This is a genomic window from Streptomyces sp. NBC_01446, assembly GCF_026340095.1.
In the GTDB taxonomy this organism is placed as follows: Bacteria; Actinomycetota; Actinomycetes; order Streptomycetales; family Streptomycetaceae; genus Streptomyces; species Streptomyces aureus.
This window is the reverse complement of the sequence record NZ_JAPEPO010000002.1, coordinates 1,146,518-1,162,462: the sequence shown is the minus strand read 5'-3', so window position 1 is coordinate 1,162,462 and position 15,945 is coordinate 1,146,518. Positions and strand designations below refer to the sequence as shown.

Here is a 15,945-nt window from a genome sequence, read left to right as displayed (position 1 = left end):
GTGGCAGCCCATGCCCGACAACGTCGCCGCCGCGGGTCAGCCCATCGACCTGACGGACCGGGCGAAGGACGCAGGGAAGCTGCTGTTCGTGGGCCCGGCGACGCACGGCGACCAGCGCGGCAGCGCCACCGTGACGTTCACCGACGGCTCCACCGCCACCGCGGATCTGTCGTTCGGCGACTGGACGCTGCCGGGCGGCGGGACGGACCCCGTCCTCGGCAACACCGCCGTGGCCCGTACCGATCACCGCAACCAGTCCGGGGGCGCCGGGCCCGCCGCGTACGTCTTCGCCACCGAGCCCTACGACGTGCCGGAAGGCAAGCACATCAAGAGGGTGACGCTGCCGGACCACGGCAACCTGCACGGCTGCGCGGTCGGCCTCGGCTGAGGTCACCCGGTCTGATCGAGCGCCCGCCTCACGGGGCGGGCACGCGCACGCGGACGCCGTGTCGATTCGTCCGTGCCGCCGTGCGTCAACTACCGTCTCACCGCGCTCGGGCGCTCGCCCGAGCAGCCGCCGGCCATGGTCCGCGCGGGCTATCGAGAGACGGGAATGCCGCCGATGAGCTCGGGGTTCGACGGGCAGACAACGAGCGGCGAGGAGCTGCGCACACCGCTGCGCGACTTCCTGCGCACCGAGACCGGCAGCGCCTCCGTGCTGCTCGTCGCCGCGCTCGCGGCACTGGCGTGGGTGAACATCGGGCCCGCCACGTACGAGGAGTTCTGGGGGACACACTTCTCCGTCCGTATCGGGTCCGCCGGGGTGTCTCTGGACCTGCGGGAGTGGGTCAACAGCGGCCTGATGGCGTTCTTCTTCTTCGTCGTCGGCCTGGAGGCGCGACGCGAGTTCGACATGGGGGAGCTCCGCGAACGCCGGCGCGTCACGCTGCCCCTCGTCGCGGGACTCAGCGGCATGGTGGTCCCCGTCGCCGTCTACCTGGCCATCAACGCCGGGCAGAGCACGGCCCACGGCTGGGGCGCCGCGATGTCGACCGACACGGCCTTCGCCCTCGGCATGCTGGCTCTGCTCGGCAACCGGCTGCCCGGCGGGCTGCGCATCTTCATCCTGACCGTGGCCGTCGTCGACGACTTCGTGGCACTGATCATCATCGCTGTCGCCTACAGCGGAGACATCGACGTTGCCGCCCTGCTGGTGGCACTCGGCCTGTTCGGCGTGATCCTGCTGGTACGGGCCACCGGCACCCGGCGCGGCTGGGTGTACTTGCTCCTGGCCGTCGCGGTCTGGGTGGCGCTGCTGGAGTCGGGGGTGGACCCGGTCGTGATCGGCCTGGCCATGGGGCTGCTGACCTTCGCGTACCCGGCGAGCCGTACCGCACTGGAGCGGGCGAGCGGCCTGTTCCGGCTCTTCCGCGAGCAGCCGACCCCCGAACTGGAGCGGTCGGTCCGCCGGGGCCTCGCGTCGGCCCTGTCCCCCAACGAGCGGCTGCAGCGCCTCTACCACCCGTGGACCAGCTATGTGATCGTGCCGCTGTTCGCCCTCGCCAACGCCGGCATCGAGCTCAGCGGCGGCGAACTGGCCCGCGCGTTCGCCTCGCCGATCACCCTCGGCATCCTCTTCGGCTACGTCCTCGGCAAGCCGCTCGGCATCGTCGGCGCGGCCTGGCTGACGACCCGGCTCAGCCGCGGTCGGCTGCGCCCGTCCGTCGGCTGGGGCGCCACAACGGCCGGGGGAACCATCGCAGGCGTCGGATTCACGGTGGCCCTGCTCATCGCCACCCTCGCGTTCGACGGCGGCCAACTGGCCGAGGCGAAGGTCGGCATCCTCAGCGCGGTCGTCGGCGCGTTCCTGATGACCTGGCTGGTCTCCTGGGTCATCGGAATCCTGCCCCGCCCCACCCGGATGCGGGCCCTCCTCGGAACGGCCGAGGGCATCGTCGACCTGGCCGTGCCGGTCGACCCGGACCGCGACCACGTGCGCGGACCACGGCACGCGCCCGTGACGGTCGTCGAGTACGGCGACTTCGAGTGCCCCTACTGCGGCCAGGCCGAACCCGTCGTCCGCGAACTGCTCGCAGGTTCGGGCGACATCCGCTACGTGTGGCGGCACCTGCCCCTGAACGACGTGCACCCGCACGCCCAGCTCGCCGCGGAGGCGGCCGAAGCGGCGGGGGAGCAGGGCGCGTACTGGGAGATGCACGACCTGCTGTTCACCCACCAGGACGCCCTGCGGGCCGCCGACCTCCTCAAGTACGCGGGTGAACTCGGCCTGGACACCGACCGGTTCCACAAGGACCTGCGGGCGCACACCGGCGCCGGGCGGGTCGCCGAGGACGTCGAGTCGGCCGACCTCAGCGGTGTCTCGGGAACACCCACGTTCTTCGTCAACGGACGGCGCCACCACGGGGCGTACGACATCGAAGGGCTGTCGGCGTCGGTGCGGGCGGCCAAGGAGCGGGCCGCGCTGGCCGGCAGGCGCGGGCTCCCTCAGTAGTTCCAGGGACGCTTCTCGCCGGGCCGGATCTCGGCCGCGATGTCGTCGCCGAGCCGGGCGACGGCGGTCCGTCCCTCGATCTCGGTCAGCCACTGGTGCGGCAGGTGCACCTCGCCGTGCAGCGCGCCGAGGATGTTGCCGCACACGGAGCCCGTGGAGTCGCTGTCGCCCGAGTGGTTGACCGAGAGCAGGAACGCGGCCTCGATCGGTGTGCGCGGCGGCTTCGGGTCGCACACCGTGCCCTGCTTGCCGACGTAGAAGGTCTGCGGCCGGGTACGGGCGAGCGCCGCGTACACGCCGATGGCGAGGGCCTCCTCCGCGACCCAGCCGGCGCCGAGCGTCTCCACCTTCTCGGGGGTCGCCTCGCCCTCTTCCTCGGCGAGCACGACGGCCCGGATCAGCGCTGCCGTGGTCTCCTCGTGGCCCCGGTAGCCGGAGAGCAGCCGCAGGGTCCGCAGCACCGCTCCCTCCAGGGACTCGCCGTCCACGAGGTGGCTGATGAGGGCGGCGAACGCACCGGAGGCGAGATAGCCGGTGGGGTGTCCGTGCGTGATCTGGGCGCACTGGGCGGCGAGTTCGAACGAGCGGCGGGCGCCCAGGCCGGTCAGACCGAAGGGCGCGGAGCGCATCACGGCGCCGCAGCCCTTGGACTCCGGGTTCACCGGCCCCGGCTCACCGGTGGGCTTCCCGTACGGGTCGGGGGTGATTCCCGCTTCGACGCCGCTCAGGCAGGCGTTGCCGGGCGCGCGCCGCGCGTACAGCCAGGGCTCGTGCCGCAGCCATCCGATGCGGTGGCGCAGGTCCTCCTCGGGCAGCGGCCCGGGGTTGTTCTGCGTCTCCAGCCACCGCAGGTACGCGTCGTGCACGATGGCTGCCTCGGCGCCGCCGATGCCCCGGTCCCGGGTGCGGCAGTACCCCCGTAGATGCCCCTCGGCGGTGAACAGGGTCATCTGGGTGTCGTCGCTGACCCGGCCCGTCACACCGTCCGCGTCGGCCACCAGGCCGGTGACCCCGGCCGTGCCGTGCGTGGCGCGGATGGCGTCGAGGGAGAGGAACTCGACGGGGTACCCGAGCGCGTCACCGATCGCGCCGCCGAGGAGACAACCGCGTACGCGGCTGCGGTGGACGGCGAGATCGGCCCAGGAACGGGTGTGCACGGTGAGCTCCATGGTGGTCGGTCGAAGGCGTCGCACCCATCATCGCCGCAGCGTGTTCCGCCGGGACGGGCGGCCCGTCAGTGCGCGGACGCGGAGGGGGAAGGGGCGCCCGTCGGTGCGTTCGCGGCACTGTCGTCGGGGGCGAACCACGCCATGCCGATCAGGAGGGATGCGACGAACAGAGCGGCCGCGGCGACGGCCCCGATGATTCTCGGTCTGCGTCTCGCCGCCTCCAGGACGCCGCCGCGCCGTGCCGCCCCGCGGCGCGCCGCCCGGCCGGACGACGGCAGCTGGTAGGTCGTGGACGTGGTCCGGATCTCCGGGGAGGTCTGGAGGTGGGGAGCGGGTGCCGGTGCGGAGGCCACCGGCACAGGCTCCGGGAGGGGTTCGGGGCGGCCCTGCCAGGAACCCGCACGGAACCAGTCCGTGACCTCCTGGGCCGTCGGCCGGTCCTCCGGCTGCTTGGCCAGCAGGCCGAGCAGATAGTTCTCGAACGACGGAGGCAGCTGGACGCCGAGCCGGCCCGGGGCCACGGGCGCGGCGTCCACGTGCTGGTAGAGCAGGCCGGTCGCGGTGTCGGCCCGGAACGGCGGGTTTCCGGTCAGGAGTTGATACAGCACGCAGCCCAGCGAGTACACGTCGGACGCCGGGCCCGCGTTCTTGCCGAGAGCGCGCTCGGGCGCGAGGTACAGGCCGGTGCCGACGATCTGCCCGGTGGTGGTGAGCCCGGCGGCGGGATCGTCGAGGAAGCGGGCGATGCCGAAGTCGCCCAGCTTGACCGTGCCGTCGGGGGTGAGCAGCAGATTGCCCGGCTTGATGTCCCGGTGCACCACGCCCTGGCGGTGGGCGGCAGCGAGCCCGGCGGCCGCGCCGGCCGCGATGTCCGCCACCCGCTGCGGCGTCAGCCGTGCGCCGCCCGCGGTCTCGTGGGCCAGGCTGCCGCCCTCGACGAGTTCCATGACGAGGTAGAAACGGTGCTCCCAGGAGCCGAAGTCGTAGACACCCACCACGTGCGGATGGCTGAGCGACGCCGAAGTCTGCGCCTCCATACGGAACCTGGCCGCCGCCGAAGGGTCCGCGTCCTGGGCGATGAGCAGCTTCACGGCCACGGGCCGGCCGAGCATCTCGTCGGTCGCCTGCCACACCTCACCCATACCACCGCGGCCTATGGCCTTGTGCAACCGGTACCGATCCGCCAGCAACAACCTGCGCACCACCCTTGAAAGACAGCCCCGTCAAATTGGTTGCCACGGAACGAAGTTCGCCCCGCGCGAGCGCGAGGACGAGCGGGAGGGGTGTGGCGGGATCAAGGATAAGGCGCGCGGAGAGCCGATGATCACACTTCGCCGGGTGGCTGGTACGGAAGGCGAGAGGTGGTGATCACACGGCTCGCGGTGCCTCCTGGGAGTCGCCTGCGCGGGTACGGGCCAGAGGGCCGTGCCGCAGGAGTTCCGCCAGGCCCTGGCGCGTGGCGGCCAGCACCACGCGGTCCTCCGGACGCAGCACGTACCCGGGGTGAAGGTCCCACACGAGGCCGGTCGGGCGGTCGGGGTCGTCGTCGGCAGGGGACGCGGCCAGGTCGGGGCGGCGCTCGCTCGGCGCCGTGGCGTCGAGCGCGATCACACGCCGGGAACCGGCCCGGAACGAGTCGGCGACGGTCCGGCCGTCGAGCAGCGGATGTCCCGCCACGTCGAGGGCGGCGAAGAGCAGGACGCTGCGCTCGACGGGGATGGCGCCGAGGATCTGGCGGCCCATCATGGCGCCGGCGAACGCGGGCGCGGCCAGGGTGGAGACACTCCGGCTGCGGGTCAGGGCGCGGGGATGCGCGGAGCGGAGCGTGCGGTAGACGGCGGTCGCGAAACCGTCGTCGAACAGGCGCAGCGCCACCCGCAGGTCGGGCTTGACCGACCGCGCGTGCAGCGCGGCCTCGAGGTTGGTGATGTCGCTGCTGGTGAGGGCGAGCAGGGCGTGTGCGCGGTGCACCTTGGCCGCTTCCAGGACGCCTTCCTGCGTGACGTCACCGATGACGGTCGGTACGCGCAGGCGGCGGGCGAGGGCGACGCCGCGTGCCTCGGGGTCCTCCTCCACGCACACGACGGGGATGCCGAGTTCACGCAGGCGGGCAAGGACGCGGGTACCGATCTTGCCGAGGCCGAGCAGCACGACGTGGCCGGACAGGCCGCGCGGCGGTCGGCGCAGGGCCGACGCCGTCCGGAAGGTGCCGAGGGCTTCGAGCACGGCCGCGAGAAGTACGGGCAGGAGGAGCAGTCCGGCGAGCCCCGTGAGGAGTTGGAGGAGCTGGCGGGCGAGCGGTTCCCCGATGGCCGGGTCGTCGATGGCGAACAGGTCGAGGAGCGTGAGGTATCCGGCGTGCAGCGGGTGGTCGCCGGTGGTGGCCCAGGACGCCACGGCCAGGCCGAGGACGCTCGTGACGAGTCCGGCGAGGGACCAGCGGAGCCGGCGCGAGAACAGCGAGCTGAGGGGCATACGGCGGCTGGTCGTGCGGCCGTTGGGCGCGGCGACCGTGGGGGAGACGGCTTCCAGGACCACCGTGCCGCGCCCGGTGGCCGCGGCGACCGTGCGTTCGTCGGGCAGCAGCAGAGGGCCCTCCGCGCCGCCCACGTCCGAACCCTCGGCGCCCGCCGGGTCGTTGGCGGTCGCGGACAGCAGGGCGAGGGTGCACAGGCCGGGGTCGGCGACCTCGCCCCGGCCCGGCGGGGTGCGCTCCACGGCGCGCAGCAGGAGCCCGTCGGCCTGGACGACCTTGCTGGTACCGGCGACGGCGGTGGCCGCGAGCGCCGGTGCCGCGGTGTCTGCGTCGGACAGGACGGTCGTCGTGGTGTCCAGTGCCTCGGGGTCGAGGCCGGGGGCGGAGAGCGCGGCCGCCTGATCGAGGAGGTGTTCCAGGTGCTGGCCGAGCTTGCGGTTGTAGAGCCGGATGACCAGGCGCAGCTGGGGGTTGAGACGGCGGGCGGCCAGGGCGCCCCGGATGTTGGTCTCGTCGTCGCCGTGGACGAGGGCCAGCGCGGCGGCGTCGGCCACGCCCGCCTCGGCCAGCGCCTCCTCGTCGAGTTCCGGTGCCTCCAGGACGCGTGGCGGCGGAACGCTGTCGTCGGCCGCGGCGGACACCGTGCGGTTCACGACCGCCTGCATCCGCGAGAGCAGGGTGGCCGCCCGCGCTCGTCCGGCGGGACCGGCGCCCTGTCTGGCGACGCGCACGAAGGGCACGACGACCGTGACCCGTTCGCCGTAGACGGCGCGCAGTTCGGCGGCGAGCCGCTCGGCGAGTGCGTCACCACCGCACACGATCATGTGGCCGGTTTGCGGGGCCTGTTGAGGCTGGCGGGGCAGGGTGGTCATGGCAACAGTCAAGTGGACCGGAGCGCCGGAACGCACATCGGGCCCTGATTGTGTGCAGGTGGGCGTGTCGCGCGTGCGTCAGGTGGCCCCGGCGGCTCTCAGTCCGTGCGCTCCGCGGCCTTGGACCGATCGCCCGGCAGGCGCCACCCGTGGTCGACCGGGCCGATGCCCGAACCCAGCGCGAACCCGGCGGCGATCGCCCCCGTGACGTACTCCTTCGCCAGACGGACGGACTCCGGCACGGGCAGGCCGCGGGCGAGACCCACGGCGACGGCCGACGCCAGGGTGCATCCGGTGCCGTGCGTGTGCCGGTTGTCGTGGCGGGGAGCGCGCAGCCAGTGCTCCTCCGTGCCGTCGGTGAGCAGGTCCACGGCCGCCCCGGGCAGATGGCCGCCCTTGACGACCACCCAGCGCGGCCCGAACGACAGGAGCCGCGCCGCGGCCCGGCGCATGCCGTCGTCGTCCGTGACGGCGAGACCGGTCAGCTGTGCCACCTCGTCCAGGTTCGGCGTGGCCACCGTCGCGACCGGCAGCAGCTTGGTGCGCACCGCGTCCAGCGCGTCCTCGGCGAGCAGGGGATCGCCGTGCTTGGAGACGCTCACCGGGTCCACGACCACGGGGGCGTCCGTACCGGCGAGCAGTTCGGCCACCGCCTCGACGAGCACCGGCGAGGAGAGCATCCCGGTCTTGACCGCCTGGACGCCGATGTCGTCCACGACGCTGCGGTACTGCGTGCGCACCGCGTCGACAGGGAGTTCCCACGCTCCCTGGACCCCCAGGGAGTTCTGCGCGGTGACGGCCGTCAGGACGCTCATGCCGTGGGCGCCGAGCGCCAGCATCGTCTTGAGGTCGGCCTGGATCCCGGCGCCACCGCCCGAGTCCGAACCGGCGACGGTCAGGACGCGGGGCGGCGCGACGCGTCCGGTGCTCGCGGGCACGGTCATGTGCGGGCCTCCTGCGGTGCGGTCTCGGTGTCAGAGGTCGGGCGGCGCAGCCTGAGGGGCGCGTACACGACGAGTGCGGCGACGAAGGCCACGTAGTACGCGAGGTCGGCGCCGTGCAGGGCCTTCGCGACCGGGCCCACGTACAGGCCGCTGTCCATGAACGGGACCGCGGCGGCGAAGGCGGCGACGAAGGCGAGGAGCCCGGGCCACCAGGGCTGCGGCCGGGCGCTCTCGGCGGCCAGGTCGACCGGCGCGCCGCCCCGGGCCCTGGCGCGCGCGAACCAGTCGACGGCCACGACCGCGACGAAGCCGGGGATCCAGTAGCCGACGAAGAGCAGCACGTTCTGGAAGCGGGCCGCGGTGTCGGCGGCGTGCATCCACAGCACCAGCGGGAAGCCGAGCACCGCGGCGAGCGCCGCCGCGAGCGGTCGCGGGACCCGGACGCCGATCGTCTGCAGGGCCAGCGAGCCGCTGTAGTCGTTCATGGCGTTGCTGCACAGGGCCGCGAGCGCCACGGCGAGCAGCCCGAAGGAGCCGAGAACGCCCCCGCCGAGCAGCTCGTCGACCCCGCGCGCGGTCTGGTCGGTGAACACTGAGGCGCCCCACAGCCCCAGCGCCTGGACGGCGACGAAGGAGACGGTGACGCCGAGGAGCGTGAACCAGAACATGCGCTTACGGGATGTGGCGGCCGGAAGATAGCGGCTGAAGTCGCTGGCGTAAGGGGCCCAGGACAGTGACAGGCTGAGCGCGATCGTGCTGGTGAGGACGAACGCGCCGGCCTGGTCGGCCCCGTGTGCGGCCCCGGTGGTGACGGGATGGACACCGTCGAGGAGCTTGACGGCCAGGATCACGAACGCGGCGGCGAGTACGAAGGTCATCAGCTTCTGGAGCCGGTGGACGGCCTCGTAGCCGAGCACGCCGAGCGCGCCCTGCGCCAGCATCATCACGAGCACGCCGACCCAGAAGGGCCAGCCGCACAGCCGGGCGAGCGCGTCACCGCCGAACAGGCCGATCAGCGCGTCCCAGGCGACCGACGACAGCCACTGCAGGGCGCCGGGCACCGCGACGGCCCGGCCGAACGCGAGCCGCGCCAGCGGAAGCTGTCCCGCCCCGGTCGCGCTGCCCCACGTACCGAGATACGCGGTGGGCACGGCGCCGACGAGGGTGCCGATGACGACGGCGGCCAGCGCGGTGGCGAAGTCCAGGCCGAGTGCGATGCCGACGGTGCCGGTGAAGACACCGGTCATGGTCAGGTTGGGGGCGAACCACACGGTGAACAGGCGCCCGGCGCCGCCGTAGCGGTGGCTCTCGGGGACCGGCGCGATCCCGTGCGCCTCGACCCGCAGGTCACCGGGCGCGGCCGGCATCCGCCCGTCGAAGACGGAGCGCGGTCCGGTGGTCCCGGTGCTGCTCGGGGCATGGGGCAACGACATGGCTGACATCCCTCCGCCAGTGCTAACTGGTTCAGGTTCGACGGGTGTGATCTCAGCCCTCGTGCGGGGCACCCCGTGTCCGGTACGTCGGCAAGGGTAGCTTCCCTGTTCGAGGAGGCAACCCCGGGGGAGGGGCGGCGTCCGCTGCGTGGGCGTCGCACACCCGCCGCGCGTAATTCGTTGGAGGAGTGCCGCACGCCTCCGTACCGTGATCGATTCGAAGATCGCGGACGGTCCGGGCACCCCTGCACGGCAGTCCGCGTACCCAGGGACGCGCGGAGGACGGGACACGATGGAGCAGCGCCACGGATGGTCCGACGAACGGTTCGGGGCCGTCGCCGACGTGTTCGCGCGGAACTTCACGGAGTTCCCCGAACTCGGCGCCGCCGTCACGGTGTTCGCCGAGGGACGCAAGGTCGTCGACCTGTGGGGCGGTGTCGCGGACGAGCGGACCGGGCGTGCCTGGGAACAGGACACCCCCGTCCCCGTCTTCTCCGTGGCCAAGGGACTGGTGAGCGTCGGCGCGCATCTCCTCGCCCAGGAGGGGCGGCTCGACCTCGACGCGCCCGTCAGCCGGTACTGGCCCGAGTTCGCACAGCACGGCAAGGAGACCATCACTACGCGCATGGTGCTCGGGCACCGGGCGGGAGTCCCTGCCCTCGACCCGGTGCTGTCCTTCGAGGAGATCGCCGGATGGACGCCGGTGATCCGCGCGATCGAGGAGCAGAAGCCGCTGTGGGAGCCCGGCACCGCGTACGAGTACCACGGCCATGTCCTCGGCTTCCTTGTCGGCGAGGTGATCCGGCGGATCACGGGCCTCACCCCGGGCGCGTACTTCCGCCGTGCGATCGGTGACCCGCTCGGGCTGCGGGCCTGGATCGGCCTGCCCGCCCACGAGTCGGAACGCGTGGCCCGGCTCGCCGAGGCCGAGGGGCGCCCCGGTATGCCCGGGCCCGAGCATCTGCTCACGCGCATCGTGACGATGAACGGCGCGCTGGCCTTCCCGGGCCTCGACGAGCCACACGGCTGGAACGACCCCGAACTGCACGCCATGGAACTTCCCGGGGCCGGCGCCGTCGCCTCCGCGAGCGGCCTCGCCGGGCTCTACGCGGCGGCCGTCACCGGGATCGGGGGCCGCGAACGGCTGCTCACGGCGGACACCGTGACCGACGCGCTGCGCGAGCTGTCCTCCGGCAAGGGCTGGCTCGGCTTCGACGCCGGAGCGCGCTGGGGCTCGGGCTTCCTTCTCGACTCGCCTTCCTTCCGCCCGATGCTCGGCGCAAGCAGCTTCGGGAACGACGGTGCCGGCGGCCAATTCGCCTTCGGTGACGACGAGTTCGGGGTCGGCTTCGCCTATGTGGCCAACCGCATGATCGGCCACGGCGACGCCCGCGCCAACCGCCTGATCGCGGCTGTACGCGAGTGCCTCGGCGCGTGAAGCCGTCGCGGTGGGGGCGTCCCGTCGTCCCCACCGTGTCCCGTCGCCCTCGCCGCGTTCAGACCGTCGTACGCCCTGTGGCCGTGGCCGACGTGTCGGGCGCGTGGGCGACCACGGGCCCGCCCTCGACGAGCCGCCGGATACCCGGTGTGGCGACGGCCGCGATGACCATGGCGGCGACCAGGAACCACAGGCCGCCCACGGCCGACCCCGTGCGGTCGACGACCACGCCGATTCCCATCGGTCCGAAGCCGCCGCCCAGATTGCCCACGGCGTTGATCACCGCGATGCCGGAGGCCGCCTGAATCCCCGTCAGGAAGCGTGAGGGGAGCGACCACAGCACCGGCTGCCCCGCGAAGATGCACATCGCGGCCACGCTGATGAAGGCCATCTGCAGCACGTGGTTGCCGGTCAGGGCGCTGGCCGCGAGGCCGAGGGCGCCGAGGGCGGCGGTGCCCGCGATCCACGGGTAGCGCGTACCGCTGCGGTCGGCGAGTTTCGGCACGACGTACAGGCCGATGGCCACGAAGACGTACGGGATGGCGGTGATGAAGCCGGTGGCCGTCGTGGAGAGGCCGCCGAAGCCGTCGACGATCGTCGGCAGCCAGAAGCTCAGCCCGTAGGCGCCGAGCGGGAAGCACAGGTAGAAGAGCGACAGCAGGACCACGCGCTTGTCGCGCAGCGCGCGCAGCGGACTGCCGTGTCCGCGCTCACCCAACACGGCGGCCTCGGCGGTGAGTTCACCGGCGATCCAGGCCCGCTCCTCGGCCGCGAGCCAGCGCACGCCTTCGGGACCGTCGGGCAGGAGCCGCAGGGTGACGAAGCCGAGCACGATCGCCGGCACGCCCGTCGCGATGAAGATCCACTGCCAGCCCTCGAGCCCGAACGTGCCGTCGAGGTCGTCGAGCGCGCCCATCACGGGGTTGCCGATGATGAAGGCGAGCGGCGCGGACATCATGAACCAGCCAGTCATGCGCGCCCGGTAGCGGTACGGGTACCACTTGGTGAGGTAGTAGAGGACTCCCGGGTAGAAGCCGGCCTCGGCGACGCCGAGCAGGAAGCGCGCGGCGTAGAACTGCCAGTCGTTGCTGACCAGCGCCGTCAGTACGGTCACCACGCCCCAGCTGAGCATGATGCGGGTGAACCAGCGGCGCGCGCCGAACCGGTCGAGGTAGACGTTGCTGGGCACCTCGAAGATCGCGTACGCGATGAAGAACGCCACCTGGCCGAAGGTGAACGCGGCGTTCGAAAGGCCGAGTTGGTCCTGGAGCGTCAGCTTGGCGAAGCCGACGTTCGACCGGTCTATGTACGCCACCAGATACAGCAGGACCAGGAACGGCATCAGCCGCCGGGTCACCGCCTTCATGACTGTCGATTCCACGGCTCTCCCACGTCGTTCGTGCCGGATCCGCGTCGATCCTCTGGACACGCCGGGACCGTATCGTGATTTGATAGCACCATTGAAGAGGTGTGTCGGACACGGCTTGATCACGGCCGCGGTCACGGCCCCGGCATCACACCGGAAGGACCACACATGGCCGCGCTCGAACCCACGCCCGCCGACAGCGAGGCGCCGCTGCGCTCCCGCGCCTGGTTCGGCGACGGCGGCAAGAACGGCTTCATCTCCCGCCACCATCTGCGCGCGATGGGCCGCGGCGGTCACAACTTCGACGGCCGCCCGGTCATCGGCATCTGCAACACCTTCTCCGAACTGACGCCCTGCAACGGCCACCTCCAGCTCATCGCCGACGCCGTGAAGCGCGGCGTCCTCCAGGCCGGCGGCTTCCCCCTCGAATTCCCCGCCATGTCCCTGGGCGAGCCGTTCCTGCGCCCCACCTCGATGCTCTACCGCAACCTCGCCGCGATGGAGATCGAGGAACAGATACGGGCCAACCCCCTGGACGCCGTCGTCCTGCTCACCGGCTGTGACAAGACCACCCCCGCCGCCCTCATGGGCGCCGCGAGCGCGGGCGTTCCCGCGATCGTCTTCACCGGCGGCCCGATGCTCAACGGGCGTTTCCAGGGCCACAACGTCGGCTCGGGCACGGACATCTGGCGCATGACCGAGGAATTGCGGGCCGGGACCATCACCCAGGAGGAGTTCACCGAGTTCGAGAGCTCCCTCAACCGCAGCGCCGGTCACTGCATGACGATGGGCACCGCCTCCACCATGGCGTGCCTGACCGAGGCTCTCGGCATGATGCTCCCCGGCGGCTCGGGCCTGCCCGCGGTCGACGCACGCCGCGGCACCCTCGCCGAGGAGACCGGCGCCCGCGCCGTCGCACTCGCCGGCGGCGACCTCACCCCGGGACGCATCATGACGCGCGCCGCCTTCGAGAACGCCATCCGGATCAACGCGGCCATCGGCGGCTCCACCAACGCCGTCGTCCACCTCCTCGCCATCGCGGGCCGCCTCGGCGTGCCGCTCGCCCTCGACGACTTCGACCGTCTCGGCGCCGAACTCCCGCTGCTCATCGACCTGATGCCGTCGGGGCGCTTCCTCATGGAGGAGTTCGCGTACGCCGGCGGACTGCCCGCGCTCGTCAACGACCTGCGCGACCAGCTCCACCGCGACACGGTCACCGTCACCGGACGCGGCCTCGTCGACAACTGCGAGGGCGCGCAGGTCCACGACCGCGAGGTGATCCGGCCCATGGACCGTCCGGTGCAGCCCGCCGGCACCGGCACCGCCGTGCTGCGCGGCAACCTCGCGCCGAACGGCGCCGTCATCAAGCAGTCGGCCGCCGACCCGAAGCTGCTCAGCCACACCGGGCCCGCGCTCGTCTTCGACTCGCTGGAGGACTACCTCGCCGTCGCCGAGGACCCCGACCTGGACGTCACGGCCGACACCGTCCTCATCGTCCGCAACACCGGCCCCAAGGGCTACCCCGGTATGCCCGAGGTCGGCAACCTCCAGCTCCCGAAGAAGCTCCTGGACGCCGGGGTGCGCGACATGGTCCGCATCTCCGACGCCCGCATGTCCGGCACCGCCTTCGGCACCTGCGTCCTGCACGTCGCGCCCGAGGCCGCGGTCGGCGGGCCGCTCGCCCTCGTACGCACGGGGGACGACGTACGCCTCGACGTGCCCGCGCGACGCCTCGACGTGCTGGTCGAGGACGCCGAACTGGAGCGGCGGCGCGGCGAGTGGCAGCCGCCGGCACCGCCCGCCGACCGTGGCTGGACCTACCTGTACACCCAGCACGTCACCCAGGCCGACACCGGTGTGGACCTCGACTTCCTGGTGGGTGCCAGCGACTCCGCCCCGCCCCGCCAGGCGTTCTGATGGCCTGTCATGAGTACTGAGGAATCAGAGAAGTTGACGAAGGATCCAAAGAAGTCGACGAAGGACGTCGACTCCCTCGTTCGCGGAGTCTCACCCGTACTCGAAGTCCCCTTCCGTGACGACGGCGCCCTCGACCCGGACGGTTTCGTCACGGTCGTCGAACGCGTCCTCGACACCGGCGTCGGCTCCGTGATGTTCCCGGGCTTCGCCGGCGAGTTCCACAAGCTCGACGCGGGTGAGCGGGACCTGCTCACCGGCCTTCTCCTGGAGCGCACGCGCGGCCGGACGGACGCCGCCGCGATCGTGTCCGTCCCCGACCACGCCACCCGGCACGCCGTCGCCCAGGCCGTCAGCGCCGCCGAGCGCGGGGCCGACGCGGTCAACATCCTGCCGCCGCACTTCCTCGGCCCCTCACGGGACGCCGTGCTCACCCACGTACGGTCGGTGCTCGCCGCCGTGGACCCGCTGCCCGTCGTCGTCCAGTACGCCCCCGCCCAGACAGGCACCGCCCTGGACGCACCCACCCTGCACACCCTCGCCGCGGAACACCCCAATCTCCGCTGGGTGAAGGTCGAATCGGCCCCGCCCGGACGCCTCATCGCGGCGCTGGCCCAGGGAGAGCGCCCGCTGCCCGCCCTGGTCGGATACGCCGGACTCCAGCTCCCCGACGCTCTGCGTCGCGGCGCGATCGGCGTCCAACCGGGCTGCTCCTTCACGGAGTTGTACGTGGAGCTGTGGCGCCGCTGGGAGCGCGGCGACGAGACCGGCGCCGTCGCCCTGCACACCCGTATGACGCCGTACCTCTCCTACTGGATGCAGGGCGTCGAGCTGATCGTCGCGGCGGAGAAGGAGATATCCGTGCGCCGCGGCTGGTTCGGCTCCGCGCACTGCCGGGCACCCGGGCACACCCTGGACAGCGAGGAGATCGCCACGATCGACCGGTTCTGCGCCGAGTTCGCCGAAATGGTGCCTGAGCTGCTGCGATGATGCCGCGGGTACGTCACACCCGGTGCTCCGATTCCCGCCGGAGGTGTGACAATCAACAGCGCACCGGACGGGATCGCCGGCACCCGATGCACACGACGACACAGGGAGTGGCGTGGAACTTCAGGGCCTGCACGGGCAGGTGGTCGACCGGATCGGCCTGTCCCTCGCGGCGGACGAGATCCGCGCCGGGGAGGTCCTGCGCCTGGAGGACGTTCAGGAGCGGTACGGCGTCTCGCGCACGGTCGCGCGCGAGGCCGTCCGAGTGCTCGAGTCCAAGCGGGCGGTGACCAGCCGCCCGCGCATCGGCATCACGGTCCGCCCGATGGCCGAGTGGAACCTCTACGACCCCCAGGTCATCCGTTGGCGCCTCGCCTCGCCCCGTCGCGAGGTCCAGCTGCGCGAACTGGCCGAGCTGCGCGCCGCGGTGGAGCCCTCGGCGGCGGCCCTCGCCGCTGCGAGCGGTGACGCGGAGGCCCGCCAGGCGCTGTCGGAGTACGCCCGCGCCATGGCGGGCGCGGCCCGGGCCGGCGACGGCGCCGGCTTCGTCGAGGCGGACGCGGCCTTCCACCGAGCGCTGCTCGGGGCATCGGGCAACGGCATGTTCGCCCAGCTCGCGGAGGTGACGGAGGAACTCCTCGTGGCCCGCCGCGAGCTGTCCCTGATGCCGCACGACATCGACATGGCGGCGGTGCGCCGCCACCAGGAGGTGGCCGAAGCGGTGGCCGCGGGCCGCTCGGCCGAAGCGGCGCAAGCGGTGACGGCCATCGTCAACGCCGCCCACAGCGAGGTCGAAGACCTGCTGGCGGGCGGATCCTGCGGGTACGGGGTCTGAGGGGCAGGCGCAACCTGTCCCCTTGATCGCTTACAGGGCCGCGCCTAGGCTCTGATGCC

The 15,945-nt window shown here is 72.4% G+C and carries 12 protein-coding genes and 1 riboswitch; of the genes, 6 read left to right on the top strand and 6 right to left on the bottom strand.

The annotated features are described in order from the left end of the window. Positions 1 to 10 precede the first annotated feature (10 nt). Together OG456_RS43020 and nhaA are read left to right on the top strand one after the other, a co-directional pair. Positions 11 to 388 (top strand): hypothetical protein, encoded by a 378-nt coding sequence (locus OG456_RS43020; protein WP_266570518.1) that lies wholly within the window; start codon positions 11 to 13, stop codon positions 386 to 388. A gap of 165 nt (positions 389 to 553) precedes the next feature. Further along, the gene (nhaA, locus tag OG456_RS43015) at positions 554 to 2,452 is read left to right on the top strand and encodes a Na+/H+ antiporter NhaA (RefSeq protein WP_266570785.1); all 1,899 of its coding nucleotides are present in this window, start codon (positions 554 to 556) and stop codon (positions 2,450 to 2,452) included. Here nhaA and OG456_RS43010 read toward each other — a convergent pair. From OG456_RS43010 to OG456_RS42990, 5 genes are all read right to left on the bottom strand, one after another. Further along, complete coding sequence (locus OG456_RS43010; RefSeq protein ID WP_266570517.1) at positions 2,446 to 3,609, bottom strand: ADP-ribosylglycohydrolase family protein; 1,164 nt, start codon at positions 3,607 to 3,609, stop codon at positions 2,446 to 2,448. The genes nhaA and OG456_RS43010 overlap by 7 nt on opposite strands. Positions 3,610 to 3,686: 77 nt before the next feature. Further along, positions 3,687 to 4,763: a serine/threonine-protein kinase gene (locus OG456_RS43005; protein ID WP_266570516.1), complete on the bottom strand. Its 1,077-nt coding sequence runs from the start codon at positions 4,761 to 4,763 to the stop codon at positions 3,687 to 3,689. Between the two features lie 226 nt (positions 4,764 to 4,989). Beyond that, positions 4,990 to 6,969, bottom strand: coding sequence for a TrkA family potassium uptake protein (locus tag OG456_RS43000; RefSeq protein ID WP_266570515.1), 1,980 nt, complete (start codon positions 6,967 to 6,969; stop codon positions 4,990 to 4,992). A 98-nt stretch (positions 6,970 to 7,067) separates the two neighbouring features. Then, positions 7,068 to 7,913: a bifunctional hydroxymethylpyrimidine kinase/phosphomethylpyrimidine kinase gene (gene thiD, locus OG456_RS42995; RefSeq protein WP_266570514.1), complete on the bottom strand. Its 846-nt coding sequence runs from the start codon at positions 7,911 to 7,913 to the stop codon at positions 7,068 to 7,070. Next, entirely contained in the window at positions 7,910 to 9,346 is a 1,437-nt protein-coding gene (locus OG456_RS42990) for a cytosine permease (protein ID WP_266570513.1), read from the bottom strand. Before OG456_RS42990 ends, thiD begins: the two co-directional genes overlap by 4 nt. Further along, a riboswitch (TPP riboswitch) is annotated at positions 9,338 to 9,432 on the bottom strand. Its footprint overlaps the gene before it by 9 nt. Positions 9,433 to 9,638: 206 nt before the next feature. On the opposite strand from OG456_RS42990, the gene OG456_RS42985 reads away from it, so the two are divergent. Beyond that, on the top strand, positions 9,639 to 10,784 hold the full coding sequence (locus OG456_RS42985; RefSeq protein WP_266570512.1) for a serine hydrolase: 1,146 nt from the start codon (positions 9,639 to 9,641) through the stop codon (positions 10,782 to 10,784). Between the two features lie 58 nt (positions 10,785 to 10,842). On the opposite strand, the gene OG456_RS42980 is transcribed toward OG456_RS42985, so the two are convergent. Next, complete coding sequence (locus OG456_RS42980; RefSeq protein WP_266570511.1) at positions 10,843 to 12,165, bottom strand: MFS transporter; 1,323 nt, start codon at positions 12,163 to 12,165, stop codon at positions 10,843 to 10,845. 153 nt (positions 12,166 to 12,318) lie between these two features. Here OG456_RS42980 and OG456_RS42975 point away from each other — a divergent pair, with 153 nt between their 5' ends. The 3 genes from OG456_RS42975 to OG456_RS42965 all read left to right on the top strand — a co-directional run bounded on the left by OG456_RS42975 (position 12,319) and on the right by OG456_RS42965 (position 15,886). Then, a complete protein-coding gene (locus OG456_RS42975; protein WP_266570510.1) occupies positions 12,319 to 14,067 on the top strand; it encodes an IlvD/Edd family dehydratase in 1,749 nt (582 codons plus the stop codon). A gap of 33 nt (positions 14,068 to 14,100) precedes the next feature. Beyond that, positions 14,101 to 15,054 (top strand): dihydrodipicolinate synthase family protein, encoded by a 954-nt coding sequence (locus OG456_RS42970; protein ID WP_266570509.1) that lies wholly within the window; start codon positions 14,101 to 14,103, stop codon positions 15,052 to 15,054. A 112-nt stretch (positions 15,055 to 15,166) separates the two neighbouring features. Then, positions 15,167 to 15,886, top strand: coding sequence for a FadR/GntR family transcriptional regulator (locus OG456_RS42965; RefSeq protein ID WP_266570508.1), 720 nt, complete (start codon positions 15,167 to 15,169; stop codon positions 15,884 to 15,886). Positions 15,887 to 15,945: the final 59 nt, after the last annotated feature.

Bases quoted from the DNA above. Each gene is read 5' to 3' on its own strand.
- OG456_RS43020 (WP_266570518.1), top strand. From the start codon at position 11: ATGCCCGACAACGTCGCCGCCGCGGGTCAGCCCATCGACCTGACGGAC.
- nhaA (WP_266570785.1), top strand. From the start codon at position 554: ATGCCGCCGATGAGCTCGGGGTTCGACGGGCAGACAACGAGCGGCGAG.
- OG456_RS43005 (WP_266570516.1), bottom strand. From the start codon at position 4,763: ATGGGTGAGGTGTGGCAGGCGACCGACGAGATGCTCGGCCGGCCCGTG.
- OG456_RS43000 (WP_266570515.1), bottom strand. From the start codon at position 6,969: ATGACCACCCTGCCCCGCCAGCCTCAACAGGCCCCGCAAACCGGCCAC.
- thiD (WP_266570514.1), bottom strand. From the start codon at position 7,913: ATGACCGTGCCCGCGAGCACCGGACGCGTCGCGCCGCCCCGCGTCCTG.
- OG456_RS42990 (WP_266570513.1), bottom strand. From the start codon at position 9,346: ATGTCGTTGCCCCATGCCCCGAGCAGCACCGGGACCACCGGACCGCGC.
- OG456_RS42985 (WP_266570512.1), top strand. From the start codon at position 9,639: ATGGAGCAGCGCCACGGATGGTCCGACGAACGGTTCGGGGCCGTCGCC.
- OG456_RS42975 (WP_266570510.1), top strand. From the start codon at position 12,319: ATGGCCGCGCTCGAACCCACGCCCGCCGACAGCGAGGCGCCGCTGCGC.